Raw genomic sequence first — 15,989 nt, forward strand, 5'->3', positions numbered from 1 at the left:
CGACGCCGGCGTCAGGTGCCGTCGACGTCGGCCGAGTCGACGCCGCGAAACGCGAACGCGATGCGGTCCTCGTCCTCCGCGATGCCGATATCCCAGCCGTGAGCGTCGGCGATCCGCTCGACGGGACCGAGCCCGAGGCCGGCGCCGTCGCACGCGGCCAGGCGACCGAGGTCGGCCCCCGATGCGACACCGCCGGTCTCGCCGGCTCCGTTCCACCGGCCGGTGACGTAGAAGCCGTCGTCGGCCGTCCCGACGGAGACGACCGTCGAATCCGCCGTACTGCGCCCGGTCTCCTCGTCCGCAGTCCGTCTCTCGTCCGCGTCCCCATCAGGTCCGGTACCGTCGTGTCCGGTCGTCTCCTCGCCGTGAACGACCGCCTGAAAGAGGTGTTCGAACAGCTCCTGAACCCGGCTCTTGTCGGCCTCGAGCACGAGGTTCTCCTCGGTGACGAGCCGCGCGTCGCCGGTGTCGACGACGACCCAGGCCCGTCTGGCGACGTCGTGGAGCGCGACCGGTTCGGTGTCGACGAGCGCGTCGGTTCCGTTTCCGCGGGCGATCGCCGCTAGCTGGTCGACCAGTTCCAGCAGCCGCTCCTGGGCGTCGTCGACCTCTTGAAAGTGCTCTCGATCACCGGTTTCTTCGACGAGTTCGAGGTAGCCGCGAGCCACGTTCAGCGGCGTTCGCACGTCGTCGTCGACAAGCTGTGCGATCGTCTCGAGGCGATGCTCGACGGCGGCGAGTTCGCGTTCCAGCTGATTCGCGTCTGTTACGTCGGTGTAGACGACCGCTCCCTCTGCGGGGCCGTCGTCGGTTCCACTTTCGGCTGACTCGGCTCCACTCTCGGCTGACTCGGCTCCACTCCCGGCTGACTCGGCTCCACTCTCGGCTGACTCGGCTCCACTCTCGGCTGACTCAGCTCCACTCTCGGTCGTTTCGCCATCGTCCTCGAGCGAGCAGGGAACCACGGTGAGCAGGAACTCCCGGATGCCGTCGCCGGTCTCGCGGCGGCTGACGAACTGGCGGCGCTCGGTCGAACGCACCGCGTCGGACAGGGTCGGCGCTCGGTCCTCGAGTCCGGGCGGGACGGTCGTCTCGGTGCCGCCGGCGCCGTCGATACCGCTGTCGACGACCGCCGTACGATCGATGTCGAAGGTGATGGTGAGCTGTTCGGTGACGTCTCGGACGACGACTCGACCGTCGACGAGTTCGTACCGGAGCGCCGGTATCGGGAGGCTCGCGAACGCCGTCTCCAGTCGATCCCGTTCGGCCGTGAGGCGGTCGCGCTCGTCCGTGGCTCGGTCCCGCTCGGACTCCAGCCGGTCGCGTTCGGCCTCGAGCCGCGTCCGTTCCCGTCGCGCTCGGTCGCGTTCGGTGCGCAGTCGCGACGTCGTCTCGGTCCGCTCGAGTATCGCCGCGCCGTACCGACAGCAGGCCTCGAGGATCTCGTCCGTCGTCTCGTCGAACGCGTTCGGCTCGGTGGCGGCGAGCTGTACGACGCCGACGTCACCGACGGGAGCGACGGACAGCGATACGGCATCCTCGAACGGCGGCTCGAGCGCCGCGTCGTCGACGTCGTCGATCCGCAGCGACTCACCGGCCCGGAAGGCGTCGCCGATCGGTCCCTCGAGCGGGATCGGCTCGAGTGCGCCGTCGGGGACTGCGGCCGTCCCGGCCCGGGGGGTGAACTCGCCGAAGTGGACGGTCGAGAGCCAGCAGTAGTCGGTCTCGCAGACGTCGGCCACGAACTCGACGAGCAACTCGTAGCCCCGTTCGCGTCCGCTCTCGTGTTCTCGCCAGGCGGCGAGTTCGGTCAGCGACTCGAGGCTCGAGACGGCGGTCGATCGGTCGTCCGACCGAGCGGAATCGCTCGATCGGGCGGCGTCCGCCGATTCGGCGAGGTCGGTCGGCCGGACGGGTGCGACTGCGAGCGGTTCCTCGTCCGCGTTCGTATCGACCGCCTCGTCCGCAGCACAGCGGTCGGCTGCGCTTCCCGCGTCGACTGTTGTCCCTTCCTCCGTCGTTTCGTCTTCCGCCGTTTCGTCTTCCGCGGTCTCCGCTTCGTCGATGGCCGCGCCGTGGCACACCCACTCGATCTCGTCGACGAGGTGGGCGACCGCGTCGTCGGTGTCTCGACGAACGTAGCCGGCGATTCCGTCGGTCGAGCGCGCCGCCGTCGGCGCGTAGGCCGGCTCGCAGAAGAGGACCAGCGGCGTCTCCCCGCAGGCGTCGACGACCTCGAGCAGGCTCGCCCCCGCCGCGGTCGTCGGCGTCTCGGCGAAGACGACGCAGTCGGCCTCGGGGGCCCAGCTACGGAGTTTGTCGAGCGCGTCCGCCGACAGCGCCTGGACGGTTCGGTCGGGACCCGAGTCGACGCCCTCGAGTGCGGCTGCCCCGCTGCGGGCCGTAGCCGCCGCTTTGGCGACATAGAGCACCGTACGCGGTCGTGATCCCGGCGGGTGGGTCATGGCATCGATCGGCGTGTTGTGTGGACGTGACCCTCCACCCCGATAAAGATGCTCCGGAGATATCGAACGGTGAGTCGTCGCGACCGGTCTCGAGTGTCAGCCCCGCTACCGAACGCCGGTCACGACTCGACCTCCGTCTCCTCGGCCCGCGCCCCGACCGTCGTTCGGATCGCGGCCTGCCAGTAGGCCCCGACGATCCCGACCGGGACGAGCCAGAGCACGCCGAAGGGGGCGTACCACTCGAGTGTTCGCGGCGGTTGGATGGCGACGAACTGAGCGACACCGGCGGCGGCGACGAGTATCGCCATCGTGACGAACAGCAGGTGTACGGCGTCGATCTCGACGGATCGCCAGGGGCGAAGCGATCCCGCCCGCCGAACGTCGGTCGCGAACAGCGCGAGGGCGCAGGCGGCGGCGCCGACGGTCAGCGCGACCGCCGCGTCGACCCCGAGGACGTACTGGCCAGCGGCGACGTCGACGAGGAGGACCGGCACGAGCGGCATCGAAAACGAGAGCAGGGGGCCGCCGTTCCACGCTGCGTAGACGAACGGGAGGATCGTGATCGTCGCCGTCACGAGCGCGATCAGCACTTTCGTGATCGTATCGAACTGCGTCGTCAGCGTCTCGAGCGGCGCGCCGCCGACGGCGACGGCCGAGCCGGCGTAGCTGACGGCGAACAGCGCAGTCAGGGCGAGCAGGGAGACGATCGCGACGCTCGTTCGGCGGCGCTCGAGTCCCAGCAGCGGGTGCTCGAGGACATCGTCGATAGCGGGTCGGCGATCGAATCCGTACCGGTCGTCGGTGCTCATGCGTCCTCCGTGACGACGGACGCCAGTCCGTCGTAATCGCCCTGGTCGTTGTCGAGGTCGATCGCGTCCGGTGAGACGTCCCAGCCGGCGGCGTCGAAGATCGATTCGATCGCCTCGAGTCCGCGGTCGTAGGAGGTGACCGTGTGCTCGGGCCGAGCGCCGGAATCTTCGTGGGCCTGCATCGAGACGATCCCCTCGAACGACCAGCAGCGGACGTGGAGGCGACCGCTGGTCCCGTAGTAGCTCTCGGCGGCCGTCGCCTGCTGGCGGACGAACGCCGACTCCCGACGGTCCCAGGCGTAGCGGGTGTACTCCTCGGGGTCGCGCAACCAGCCCTCGTCCTCGAGGACGGCCATCACGCGCTCGAGGCCGTCGCCGTCGGCGTCTGCGTCCGGGACGAGGACGACGTTGATCGGTGCCGTCGCGACGAAGTCGGCTAACTCGCTCGGGTCCGCGCCGTCGTCGATCGGCCGGTACTGGTACCGACTGATCGGCGTGTCGGTTTCGCCGGTGATCGGGCCGTCGGTCCACTCGTCGACCGCGGGCGGCGTCTCCGATCCCTCGACGGTTCGACCGATCGGCGTCGCGTCGGGCGGCGACGGCAGCGCGGCGACCGCGAGGAGGGTGCCGGCACCGGCCGCCGCGCCCGTCCTGAGCAGTGAGCGTCTCGTTCGCATCGACTCACTCCCGCGACGGCGTTCGTTCGATTCGCTCCCTACCTTTCATTCGAATACCACTTATTATCAGCGTATTCCGCGTCCACTATATGTCTTCCCCTTCACATGATTGGGCGACTGAAGAGTCACTGCTCGATCATCTACCCCGCTCGCGTCGGTCGATATTCGGAAAATGAACGTTGCGGAACTGTTTTAGGCTCTGGCTCGCCAAGAAACGTGTAATGAGCGAACTGGCGGACGCGTACCGCCTCGAGTACTTCGAGGAGGAGGGATTCGAGCGCAAGGAGTGTCCTTCCTGCGGTGCGCACTTCTGGACCCGCGATCACGACCGGGAAACCTGCGGTGAGCCGCCGTGCGAGGAGTACGGCTTCATCGAGAACCCCGGCTTCGACGAGGAGTACAGTCTCGAGGAGATGCGAGAGGCGTTCCTCTCGTACTTCGAGGACCACGACCACGAGCGGATCGAGCCCTACCCCGTCGCGGCCAACCGCTGGCGAGACGACGTCCTGCTGACCCAGGCGTCGATCTACGACTTCCAGCCGCTGGTCACGAGCGGCGAGACGCCGCCGCCGGCCAACCCGCTGACCATCTCCCAGCCCTGTATCCGGATGCAGGACATCGACAACGTCGGCAAGACGGGCCGACACACGATGGCCTTCGAGATGATGGCCCACCACGCGTTCAACACGCGCGAGGACGTCGGCGAGGATGAGTACGCCTACTACGGCGAGGTCTACTGGAAGGACGAGACCGTCGAACTCTGCGACGGCTTCTTCGAATCGTTCGGCGTCGACCTCGACGAGGTCATCTACATCGAGGATCCGTGGGTCGGCGGCGGCAACGCCGGTCCCGCCATCGAGGTCATCTACCGCGGCGTCGAACTCGCCACCCTCGTCTTCATGTCGATGGAGCAGGACCCCGACGGCGAGTACGAAATGAAAGACGGGAACCGCTACACCCCGATGGACACCTACATCGTGGACACGGGCTACGGCCTCGAGCGCTGGACCTGGGTCTCCCAGGGCACCCCGACGGTCTACGAGGCGGTCTACCCCGACATGATCGCGTTCCTGAAGGACAACGCGGAACTCGAGCACACCGACGAGGAGGAGCAACTCCTCCACCGCGCCGCGAAACTCGCGGGCCACATGGATATCGACGAGGCCGAGGACATGGAGACCGCCCGCGGCGAGATCGCCGACGAACTCGGCGTCGACGTCGACGAACTCACCGCGCTGATGGAACCGCTCGAGTCCATCTACGCCATCGCGGACCACTGCCGTACCCTCGCGTACATGCTGGGCGACGGCATCGTCCCCTCGAACGTCGGGACGGGCTACCTCGCGCGGATGGTTCTCCGACGAACGAAACGGCTCTGTGACACCGTCGGCGTCGACGCGCCGCTGGACGAACTCGTCGACATGCAGGCCGAGCGCCTCGACTACGAGAACCGCGACACCATCCGCGACATCGTCCGCACCGAGGTCGAGAAGTACCGCGAGACGCTCGAGCGCGGCGGTCGGCGGGTCGAAACGATGGCCGAGGAGTACGCCAAGAAGGGCGAGTCGATCCCGGTCGACGAACTCATCGAACTCTACGACTCCCACGGGATCCAGCCCGACATGGTCGCCGAAATCGCCGACGAAGCCGGAGCCGACGTCGACGTGCCGGACGACTTCTACAGCCTCGTCGCGAAGCGCCACGACACCCCCGAGACCGTCGAGGCGACCGACGAGGAGGAGGACGAGCGCTTCGAGGACCTCCCGGAGACGGAGAAGCTCTACTACGACGACCAGCAGCGGACGCAGTTCGAGGCCGTCGTGCTGGACGTCTTCGAGCGCGAGGACGGCTACGACGTCGTCCTCGATCAGACGATGTTCTACCCCGAGGGCGGCGGCCAGCCCGCGGACACCGGGACGCTCTCGACCGACGACGCGACCGTCGAGGTCGAGGACGTCCAGATCGAAGACGGCGTCATCCTCCACCGAACCGACGAGAGCCTCGGCAAGGGCGAGTTCGTCAAGGGCCAACTCGACGCGACGCGTCGCCGGCAGCTCATGCGCCACCACACGGCGACCCACATCGTCATCCACGCGGCCCGGCAGGTGCTCGGCGAACACATCCGCCAGGCCGGTGCCCAGAAGGGCGTCGACAGCTCGCGGATCGACGTGCGCCACTACGACCGCATCGGACGCGAGGACGTCAAACGGATCGAGTCCCTCGCCAACGAAATCGTGATGGACAACACCGCGGTCACGCAGGAGTGGCCCGACCGCCACGACGCCGAGGCCGAACACGGCTTCGACCTCTACCAGGGCGGGATTCCGCCGGGCGAGCAGATCCGCCTCATCAGCGTCGACGAGGACGTGCAGGCCTGCGGTGGCACCCACGTCGCCCGCACCGGCGAGATCGGCACGATCAAGGTCCTGAACGCGGAGCGCGTCCAGGACGGCGTCGAGCGGATCACCTTCGCCGCGGGCGAGGCCGCGCTCGAGGCGACCCAGCGCAAGGAAGACGCCCTCTACGCGGCCGCCGAGATCCTCGACGTCTCGCCCGAGGACGTCCCCGAGACCGCCGAGCGGTTCTTCGAGGAGTGGAAGGGCCGCGGCAAGGAGATCGAGGACCTGAAAGAGCAGCTCGCGGCCGCTCGAGCCGGCGGCGGTGGCGGCGGCGAGGAGGTCGAGGTCGGCGAGACGACGGCCGTCGTCGACCGCATCGACGCCGACATGGGCGAACTCCGCGCGACCGCGAACGCGCTGGTCGAGGAGGACAAGATCGCCGTCCTCGGCAGCGGCGAGAGCGGCGCGCAGTTCGTCGTCGCGGTGCCGGACGATTCGGGCGTCAACGCCGGCGAGGTCGTCGGCGAACTCGCGAGTCGCGTCGGCGGCGGCGGCGGCGGCCCGCCGGACTTCGCACAGGGCGGCGGCCCCAACGTCGAGGACCTGGACGCGGCGCTCGAGGACGCGCCGGACGTGTTGCGGCAGGTACAGGACGCCTGACCTCGCTGTCTGGTGATTACCCCGACGCCGACGGTCGCCTGCTTTTCGCCTCGTTCCGACCGATCGTCCCGTCGATTTCGTATCGTCGTCTCTCCCGTCCGGTCACCGATCGGAGCCGTCGCTCGTCTCGGGCCACCCGTCGGCCGCCAGTCCCTGTAGTTCGCCCGCGTCGATATCGACCGTCCTCGCCCACTCTCGAACGTACGACTCCGCGTCGACTTCGTAGCGCTCGATCGCCGACTCGAGTGCGTCTCCACGGTGCTTCGCTTCCAGCCGGACGCGCTCGATGTCACCGCCGGCGTGATACCCGTCTGCGTCCGTCCGCTTCTTCCCGATCGTCTCCGCTAGTCGTTCCAGTTCGCGACAGTGCTCCCTGAGTTCGGTCAACAGTCGGCCGATCCGCCGCTCTCGCTCGGCCGTCGGCTCGTCGTCGTACGCGCGCATCGTCCGCTCGAGTCGGTCGGACTTTTCGCCGAACGTCTCCAGGGTAGTATCCAGCTCCGCCACGTGGTCGTCAACCTCGTCGAGCAACCGTTCCGTCTCGGTTCGTCCGTCCCCTCCCGCGAGCCGCCGAAGCGGTCCGCGAAGGTCGATTCCGAACAGGAGTCGGAGACCGAGCAGCCACAGTCCGCCGATCGTCGCGGCCCCCGCTATCGCAGCGATCAGTCGCGTGGAGACGCCGAAGGGGGAGAGCACCGACAGGAGAACGCTGATAGTGACTTTGAAGACGACGAGAGCGAGGACGACGACGGCGAACGGAACGAGTCTCGCAACCGTATGCGCGACGAAGACCCGGACGGTCGAACTGAGGTCCCTGAGGAACCTGAAAACGAACTCGCTAAGCCGTTTAGTGCGCATCTTGTCGTAGGTATCGACCACAGTCCGTTCTCAATGTGAACAGCATTCTTGCAGCTATGTTCCCCTTGCTGCTACGCATGAAGAAAAATATGATATTCTCCGTCATTATACCCTATTGATTTCATACGGTTAGAATAAATAAATGGCCATTCGGAGCCAGTTTAGTGCTAACGAGACGGTATTCGACGAGAACAAACGTATCGGCTCGTGGTACGGACATCGGACGACGGGCGGCTCGCGAACGGCGACGACCGATCGCGTGGAACCGAAACTGTCGCCTTGCTCCACCCGCACAGTCCCCGTATGTCCACCGCAACGAACGGACCCGTCTCGCTGTACTACGACCGCGCAGGCGAGGGCAACCCGGTCGTCTTCGTCTCCGAAGCCGGTCTCGGCGGCTGGTCGTGGGGCTGGCAACACGCCGCGCTGGCCGGCCCCCACGAGGTCGTCGTCTGGGACCTCCGCGGGACGGGCCGCTCCGACGCGCCGCCGGGTCCGTACGACCTCGAGACGCTCGTCGATGACCTCGAGGCCGTCCTGTCGGACTGTGGCATCCGTAAGGCTCACCTCGTCGGCTGCGGCCTCGGTGGCGCGATCGCGTTGCGCGCCGCGCGAGACTCGAGTCGCGTGGCGACGCTGACGCTGTTCGGGACTGCACCGCGGGGAGCAGAGTTCGACCTCGAGCCGCTCTTTGCGCCACCGGACGATTCCGAGGCGCTTCGCGAGTCGCTGTCGGCGGGGCTTTCGGACGAGTTCTGCGAGACGCAGTCGGAGGTCTGTGCGGGCATCGTCGACTGGCGGGCCGACGGCGATGCGGCTCGAGCGGAGTGGGAGGCACAGGCGGCGGCGCTCGAGGAATTCGACGCGACCGATTGGCTGGTCGAGGTCACCCAGCCGACGCGGGTCGTCCACGGCGGGGCTGACGAACTGGTTGCGCCCACGGCTGGACAGAAACTCGCTCGAGGGCTTCCGCGCGGGGAGTTCGAGGTACTCGAGGGTGCGGGGCATCTGTGCCAGATCGAGCGCTCGCGAACGGTCAACGATCGGTTGCTGGGCTTTCTCGAGGCCCAGATAGCGGACGACTGATCCACTCACGCGACTCGTGAGAGTCGGTATACTCATCAAAGCTCCGTAACAACAAGTCTCCATGAACGGCGTTCACCGATTCGGAATCGCGGCAGCTATCGTCGTGCTCTCCGGCGTCGCGAGTCTCCTCGCCGCTCCGTCGCTTCCCGACCAGGTCGTCTCGCACTGGAACGTTGCCGGGGAGCCCGACGGCACGATGTCGAAGACGGCAGCGCTCGCCCTGTTTCCAGCACTATCCGCTGGTCTTCTCGGATTGTTTGCCCTGATCCCTCGAGTCGATCCGAACCGGGCGAAGATCGACGAGTTTCGGCCGTCGTACGACTGGTTCGTCGTCTTCTTCACCGGGTTCCTCTTCGTTATTCACGTCGGCATCATCGCGTTCAATCTCGGCTACGAGTTCGACTTCGTCGCCCTGCTCGTCGGGAGCCTCGCACCGCTGTTCTACTTCGTCGGGTTCGTGCTCGAGAACGCGAAACAGAACTGGTTCGTCGGCATCCGGACGCCGTGGACGCTTAGCAGCGAGGCAGTCTGGAACCGAACGCACGAACTCGGGAGCCGACTCTTCAAACTCACCGCTCTCGTGATGCTCGTCGGACTGGTGTTCGACGCGTACGCCATCTATTTCCTCCTCGTTCCGCTGCTGGTGACGGCCGGCGTGACGATCGCGTACTCCTACGTTCTCTACGGACGGCTCGAGGAGACCGCACCGACGTCTCGCGGACGCTGATCTCGACGACGATTCTCCTCCAGTCGACTCATCGACAGTCGTTCGTGTTCAACGAACCGGCGGCACTCTTGAATCCCTCGGCGGCAAGTACAGGTGAAGCACACCTCGTTCAGTATAGGTAGGGAACACATCGAAGGGGTCGTCGTATTTATACCGTTGACAGTTAGATAGACCGCAATGAACGCTATCGTTCAACACTCGTACGGCTCACCAGACCAATTAAAATTCGAGGAGATCGATCCTCCGGTGGTCGAAGACGACGAAGTGCTCGTACGAGTTCACGCGGCATCCATCCATCCGGACGTCTGGCACGTGGTAAGGGGTTTGCCGTATATCCTCCGATTCACGGGCGCTGGCATCCTCAAACCAAAAAATCCGATCCCTGGCACTGATGTGGCTGGACGAGTCGAGGCCGTGGGCGAGAACGTGACAAAGTTCATGCCTGGTGACGACGTATTTGGTGAGACCATCAGAGGTCAACAGTGGACCAATGGCGGGGCATATGCGGAGTACGTGTCTGCACCTGCTGAAGCGCTCGCGCCCAAACCCGCAGACCTCACGTTCGAAGCGGCCGCCGCAGTCCCCACCTCTGGATTGATCGCTCTACAAGGTGTACACTATCAGGGACAGGTACAGTCGGGACAGACAGTATTGATCAACGGTGCTGGGGGAGGAGTGGGCACCTTCGCTGTCCAGATTGCGAAGGCATATGGCGCGGATGTAACCGGCGTAGACCGGGCTGAAAAACTGAATATGATCCAATCTCTCGGTGCAGACCATGTTCTCGACTACACCCGAGAGGACTACACTCAGGGGAACGAGCGTTACGACCTCATCGTAGACATTCCCGGAAACCGCTCGTTTTCCGCGTGCAGACGCGCACTCACCCCTGAGGGGAAGTACGTCCTGATTGGGCACGATCACTACGACGCAATGGGCCGCCGCGTGTTCGGGAGTATCCCCCGATTTATCAAACTGATGCTACTATCTATCAAGGAGAGTCAGCTTCCCGAGACAGACTTTGCGACACCGCCAAAGAGGGACTCGATGGCCATCTTATCGAATTTCCTCAAATCCGGTGATATCACTCCCAACATCGACAAAACGTACCCCCTCAGTGAGGTCCCAGAGGCAATACGAGATCTGGAATCACAACGGGTTCGCGGAAAAATTGTCGTCAATGTGATGGGCTGACCGCTGGCCACTTTGATACGCCATGTACTGTCAGCAACATCCCTAAATTGACTGGCTCAATCATTCTACATAGACGCTCAGTACGCAAATGTACTGTACGGCTGTCTCGTGCGGACCGATATATACGAGATCGTCTCGGAGTTATCTACAGGAGTAGTGTGCTTGCGCTTGACCCCCCATCTACTACGGGTTTCAGGATGGAATTTGATGCCGTGACACTCTCGCTGGCTCGTCGGGCCGAACGTTTTCCGAACCGGACGGCGGTCGTCGACGTCTCCGAGGAGCGACTGTACGCACCTGCCGAAACCATCCACGAGAATCGGGTTTCCTACGGCGAACTCTCGGCGATCACGACGCGAACGGCCGAACACCTCTCCGCACTCGGGATCGAAGCGGGTGACGTCGTCTGTCTCGTCACGCGAAACCGGATCGCCTCGGTCGCGCTCTGCTTCGCCTGTCGACGGCTCGGTGCGACGTTCGCGCCGATCTCACACTGGCTGACGCCCGCCTCCGTCGAGCGCCCGTTCGACGTCATCGATCCCGACCTCGTGGTCTCGGAGGCCGCTCAGCGCGACCTCGTTCGGTCGATTCCGTTCGATCGGACGGTGACGCTCGAGGAACTCGCGGACGCCGATCGCGACTCGCTCTCGGATCCGGTAGATGCGGAGTACGAACGCGACGACTCCGCCGACACCGAGACCCCGCTGCTGCTCCTCCACGGGGACGACGGCCGACCGGTCGTCGGCTACTCCGAACGCGCCCTCGAGTGGAACTGCGTCTCGAGTCTGGTCACCTGGGGGCTCTCGGGGGCGGACGTCGTCCCGCTCGTGACGCCCCTCTCGGCCGCCGATGGCCTCGTCCGCGTCGCGCTCTCGGTGCTGTACGTCGGCTGCACCCTCCTGCTCGACCGAGCGTTCGATCCCGGCGATACCCTGACCGCCATCGAGACGGAGGACGCGACGTTCCTCGCGGGTCGAAACCAGTCGCTGTCGGATCTGACGGCGGAGTCCGGATTTTCGGACCGCGTCGATTCGCTCGAGCGGGCCGTCGTCGAGGGGCCGATGGACGACGACGTTCGCGAGCAGTACCGCGACGCCGGCGTCTCGGTCGCTCGCGCCTACGGTCGACTCGAGTGTCCGACCGCGTTGAGCCAGTCGTTCGAGCCGGTCGAAGCCGATTCGATCGGTGCCGACTCGACCGGCACCGATTCGGCCGACGCTCGTTCGGCGGCTGTCGGCCGCCCGGTACCGGACTGTCGAGCCCGCCTGGTCGACGACGAGGGGACCGTCCTCGAGGGCGAGGTGGACGGACGACTCGAGCTTTCCGGCCCGGTCGTCGCCGAGGGCTACGTAAACGCTACCGGAACCGACGGCGAGAACTGGTACGACTCCGCCGATAGACAGAGCGAGGAGTACGACGCGTCCGAGGATCGCGGGGAGTTCGACGACGGCTGGTTCGAAACCGGCGAGCGCTTCCGACGCGAGGCGGACGGGACCTACCTGTCGCAGTAGTTCGATCACCGCTCTCGGACGCTACTCGGTGATACCGCCCGGGAATCGAGCGATCCTAGCCGTCAACGGTTGCGGCAACGCCGGTAGCGGACGGAAAGCATATGCCTTCGGAGTAGCCAATACGGGACGATGGATCAGCTTCGTATTGCCGTCCTGAACGCGGCTCACCGGGACGAGAACACGACACGAAACTTCCGGCGCGAACTCGACGGCTCACTGGCCGAGTTCGACGCCACCAACGGCGAGGTACCCGACAATTTCGACTACGACGCGGCCGTCGTCACCGGTTCGAGATCGTCCGTCTACTGGGACGAAGACTGGATGCGAGCCACCAAAACGTGGGTCGGAGAGGCGATCGACCGCGGAATCCCCTTCCTCGGTATCTGTTGGGGACATCAGTTGCTCGCGGACGTCCTCGGCGGGACCGTCGAGGACATGGGGGCCTACGAGGTCGGCTACAGCGAGATCGAACGACTCGAGGAGTCGCGGCTGTTCGCGGGCATCGACGACGAATTTACGGCCTTTACCAGTCACTCCGACGAGGTCGCCGAACTGCCGCCCGGTGCGAGACCCCTCGCGACGAATCACTACTCCAATCACGGCTTCCGCAAGGACCGGGTCTTCGGCGTCCAGTTCCACCCCGAGTACGACACCAAGACCGCCCGCGAACTCGTCCACCGAAAGGATCTCTCGGACGAACGACTCCAGTCGGTCCTCGAGGAGATCACCGACGAGAACTACCGGCGAGCCTGCGAGGCGAAACTCGTCTTCGACAACTTCCTCGAGTTCGTCCGCGAGGTGAACGCGGTCGACGTTTCGGCCGAAGCGAGCGGTGACGCATCGGCGTCGCTGGGCTGTTCTGATTGAGTTTCCTCCCCGTTTTTGGCTCGGCTTCGGTCGTCGCCGTCGGAAGTGAGGGGGGTCTCATAATCGCGGGTCGACCGTCCGGAGTACACTTGTAGAAACGGTTACTGTTCTACCGTTGCTACATCGCGTATGGCCACGTCCGTAACGATGGACGAGCGGACAAAAGACCGACTCGAGCGGTTACAGGCAGAAATCAACCTCGAGACGTTCGAACGCTACGACGATCGATCACTCAGCTTCACCGACGCGAATACGATCGCGCTCGTCGATGCGTATGATATCGACGCCGTTCTCGGTTTTGATGATGATTTCGACGGTCTCGTCGAGCGAGTCGATCCAGCGTCGCTCTAGACTCGAGATTGGACTCCCGTTGAGAGTTCTCGACGGCCGATACTGGAGGGTTCTGCTCGAAAGCAATCGTCAAAATAGCTCCTCGGAAACCGATCCGTCGTCAGTCGGCCGCGACTTCTAGCTTCGCCTCTTCTTCGGCGCCGATCGCCTCGACGATGAGTTCGGCGACGTCGACGATCTCGATCTCGTCCTCGTAGCCGCCGGTCTTGCGGCCGTCCTCGTACATCGTCATGCACATCGGACAGGCGACGACGAACTTCTCGACGTCGGGTCCGTTGTCCGTGTCCTCGAGGGCCTCCCGAATCCGCTCTTCGCTCGGTTTGGGCTCTTCCTCGAAGTCCATCCAGAGACCGCCGCCGCCGCCGCCACAACAGAAGGAGTTGTCGCGGTTGCGGGGCATCTCGTCGAGTTCACAGCCCGTGGCACGGATGAGGTCGCGCGGCGCCTCGTACTCGTCGTTGTACCGACCGAGGTGACACGGATCGTGGTAGGTGACCGTGTAGTCGAGTTCGGTGCCGGTCAGGTCGAGTGCGCCGGTTTCGACGAGTTCTTCGACGGCCTGGGTCCAGTGGTAGACCTCGATCTCGCCGTCTTCGTTCCAGAACTCCTCGTAGTCAAAGGGCATCATCGGATCGTCGGCGAACTCCTCGAAGTCGACCTCGGGATACTCGTTCTTGAAGGTGTTGTAGGAGTGGGGGTCGGTGCAGACGATCGTGTCGAACTCGCAGTCCTCCCAGGTCTCGACGTGGTGGCCGGCCAGTTCGACGTAGAGGAACTCCTCGCCGACGCGGCGGATGTCGTTGCCGTCGTACTTCTCGTCGTCGAAGAGGATGCCGAAGCTGACGTCGGCTTCCTTCAGGATCGTCGCCAGCGAGCGAGCGACCTGCTTGTTGCGCTCGTCGTAGCTCGGGAAGTCGCCGACGTACCAGAGATAGTCGACTTCCTCCTCGCGGGCGTCTGGCACGTCGAACTCGAGTTCGTCGGCCCAGTCGCCGCGGTTGCGCGGCGAGTCGCCGAACGTGTTGCCGTTCTGCATGACGTTCTGGAAGACGTCCTGCATGCTGGGGGCGATGTCGCCCTGGTCGGTCATCTGTCGCTGGAGCCGAGTGAACGACTGGAGGTGCTCGATCTCGACGGGACAGGCGTCCATGCAGGCCATACAGGCCATACAGGACTCCATCGTCTCCGTGTTGATGACGCTCGTGCCGCCGTCGGCGATCATCGGCTTCTCCTCGCCGCCGGCGTCGAGCTGCTCGCGGTACTTCTTCAGGTCGAGGATGACGTTACGCGGGTCCAGCGGGCGATCGGACGCCTTCGCCGGACAGACCGACGAACACCGGCCGCACTTGGTACAGGCGTCCTGGTCGAGGATCTCCTTCCAGGTGAAGTCGTCGATGGATTCCGCGTTGGTCGCGTCGAGATCGGCTGGAACGTTGGGAAGCCGTTTGCCGGCCTTCTCGTCGCGCGTGACGACGTTCGCGAAGGAGGAGATCATGTGGAACGGCTTGGCGTAGGGGATCCACGCGATGAAAAAGAGCGCGAGCAGCGAGTGGGACCACCAGGTCAGCCAGTGGAACGTCTCGGCGTTGAAGCCGAGGTTGGCGACGGCGGAGTAGTCCGCGCTCGCCGCCGCTTCGCTCGTCGGAATGCCGATCGCACCGAACAGCATCGCCAGCCCGTAGCCGACGAAACTCACGACCTCGTGTTCCGGCATGCCGGTGATGTAGATCCGGAAGCCCTCGAGCAGGAAGCCGCCCACGCCGAGACCGAACAGCGTCCAGATGAAGATATCGTCCTCGTTAGAGGTGTGACGGCCCCAGAGACGGTGATTCTGGACCCAGTAGCGTCGGTAGATGGCCATCCCGATCCCGACGACGAAGAGGAGCCCCATCGCGTCGACCATGAACTGGTAGGAGAGGTAGAAGTCTCCTTCCCAGAACACGATCCCGAAGAACAGTTCCGTCGTGTACTGCTCGAAGCCGATGATCGCGGTCGCAATGAGCAGCGTCAGGAACCCCCACATAATAAACGAGTGCATCAGGCCGCCGTAGAGATCCCTGTTGAAGTTCTTCTCGTTCGTGATGACGGTCCTTGACGCACTGACGATTCGATTCGGCAGATCGTTCAGTCGGGCGAACGGGTCGTCGTCGCCCTCCGCGTACCGACTGAACCGCTGGTAGACGCCGTAGGCGAAAACGGCGAGCGTAATTGCGACGAGGAGATAGAACAGCGCGTAGCCGACGCCGCCGATCCCCAGGTAGGTCTCCCGTCCCACCTCCGACTGTGCTATAACGTTCATGTACAATGAGGTGGGGAGCGGAGACTTAATTCTTACCACACTCATCGAAAGACAACCGCCACGCCCTCTTGCGAAAATTTTGCTCCGATTCCGAGTTTATAATAGACGTCCGTGTTGGTCTCCAGATCCCCAATTTTAGCTGGCAA

11 protein-coding genes and 1 pseudogene are annotated in these 15,989 nt (G+C 64.6%); 7 read left to right on the forward strand and 5 right to left on the reverse strand.

Annotation, left to right across the window (positions count from 1 at the left end):
- Positions 1-11: 11 nt before the first annotated feature.
- From ACSFC7_RS03215 to ACSFC7_RS03225, 3 genes are all read right to left on the reverse strand, one after another.
- Positions 12-2,465: a histidine kinase dimerization/phospho-acceptor domain-containing protein gene (locus ACSFC7_RS03215; protein ID WP_436346323.1), complete on the reverse strand. Its 2,454-nt coding sequence runs from the start codon at positions 2,463-2,465 to the stop codon at positions 12-14.
- 119 nt (positions 2,466-2,584) lie between these two features.
- Positions 2,585-3,274, reverse strand: coding sequence for a hypothetical protein (locus ACSFC7_RS03220; protein WP_436346324.1), 690 nt, complete (start codon positions 3,272-3,274; stop codon positions 2,585-2,587).
- Positions 3,271-3,951: a hypothetical protein gene (locus ACSFC7_RS03225; RefSeq protein WP_436346325.1), complete on the reverse strand. Its 681-nt coding sequence runs from the start codon at positions 3,949-3,951 to the stop codon at positions 3,271-3,273. The genes ACSFC7_RS03220 and ACSFC7_RS03225 overlap by 4 nt, the downstream gene beginning before the upstream one ends.
- A 221-nt stretch (positions 3,952-4,172) precedes the next feature.
- On the opposite strand from ACSFC7_RS03225, the gene alaS reads away from it, so the two are divergent.
- Entirely contained in the window at positions 4,173-6,950 is a 2,778-nt protein-coding gene (gene alaS, locus ACSFC7_RS03230) for an alanine--tRNA ligase (RefSeq protein ID WP_436346326.1), read from the forward strand.
- Between the two features lie 102 nt (positions 6,951-7,052).
- On the opposite strand, the gene ACSFC7_RS03235 is transcribed toward alaS, so the two are convergent.
- Positions 7,053-7,829 carry a hypothetical protein gene (locus ACSFC7_RS03235; RefSeq protein ID WP_436346327.1) on the reverse strand — a complete coding sequence of 259 codons (777 nt, stop codon included), beginning with the start codon at positions 7,827-7,829 and terminating at the stop codon, positions 7,053-7,055.
- A gap of 282 nt (positions 7,830-8,111) precedes the next feature.
- Between ACSFC7_RS03235 and ACSFC7_RS03240 the strand changes: the two genes are divergently transcribed.
- The 6 genes and pseudogenes from ACSFC7_RS03240 to ACSFC7_RS03265 form a co-directional block, all read left to right on the forward strand.
- Positions 8,112-8,894, forward strand: coding sequence for an alpha/beta fold hydrolase (locus ACSFC7_RS03240; RefSeq protein ID WP_436346328.1), 783 nt, complete (start codon positions 8,112-8,114; stop codon positions 8,892-8,894).
- A 61-nt stretch (positions 8,895-8,955) separates the two neighbouring features.
- Positions 8,956-9,621 (forward strand): SdpI family protein, encoded by a 666-nt coding sequence (locus tag ACSFC7_RS03245; RefSeq protein WP_436346329.1) that lies wholly within the window; start codon positions 8,956-8,958, stop codon positions 9,619-9,621.
- Between the two features lie 177 nt (positions 9,622-9,798).
- Positions 9,799-10,815: an NAD(P)-dependent alcohol dehydrogenase gene (locus ACSFC7_RS03250; protein WP_436346330.1), complete on the forward strand. Its 1,017-nt coding sequence runs from the start codon at positions 9,799-9,801 to the stop codon at positions 10,813-10,815.
- A 197-nt stretch (positions 10,816-11,012) separates the two neighbouring features.
- Positions 11,013-12,326 carry a class I adenylate-forming enzyme family protein gene (locus ACSFC7_RS03255; RefSeq protein ID WP_436346331.1) on the forward strand — a complete coding sequence of 438 codons (1,314 nt, stop codon included), beginning with the start codon at positions 11,013-11,015 and terminating at the stop codon, positions 12,324-12,326.
- A 129-nt stretch (positions 12,327-12,455) separates the two neighbouring features.
- The gene (locus ACSFC7_RS03260; RefSeq protein ID WP_436346332.1) at positions 12,456-13,193 is read left to right on the forward strand and encodes a type 1 glutamine amidotransferase; all 738 of its coding nucleotides are present in this window, start codon (positions 12,456-12,458) and stop codon (positions 13,191-13,193) included.
- A 198-nt stretch (positions 13,194-13,391) separates the two neighbouring features.
- Positions 13,392-13,544: pseudogene (locus tag ACSFC7_RS03265) on the forward strand (type II toxin-antitoxin system VapC family toxin); the annotation flags it as partial.
- Between the two features lie 100 nt (positions 13,545-13,644).
- Here ACSFC7_RS03265 and ACSFC7_RS03270 read toward each other — a convergent pair.
- The gene (locus ACSFC7_RS03270) at positions 13,645-15,843 is read right to left on the reverse strand and encodes a heterodisulfide reductase-related iron-sulfur binding cluster (RefSeq protein ID WP_436346333.1); all 2,199 of its coding nucleotides are present in this window, start codon (positions 15,841-15,843) and stop codon (positions 13,645-13,647) included.
- Between the last annotated feature and the right edge of the window lie 146 nt (positions 15,844-15,989).

It is taken from the genome of Natronorubrum halobium (assembly GCF_051351675.1).
Classification (GTDB): Archaea; Halobacteriota; Halobacteria; order Halobacteriales; family Natrialbaceae; genus Natronorubrum.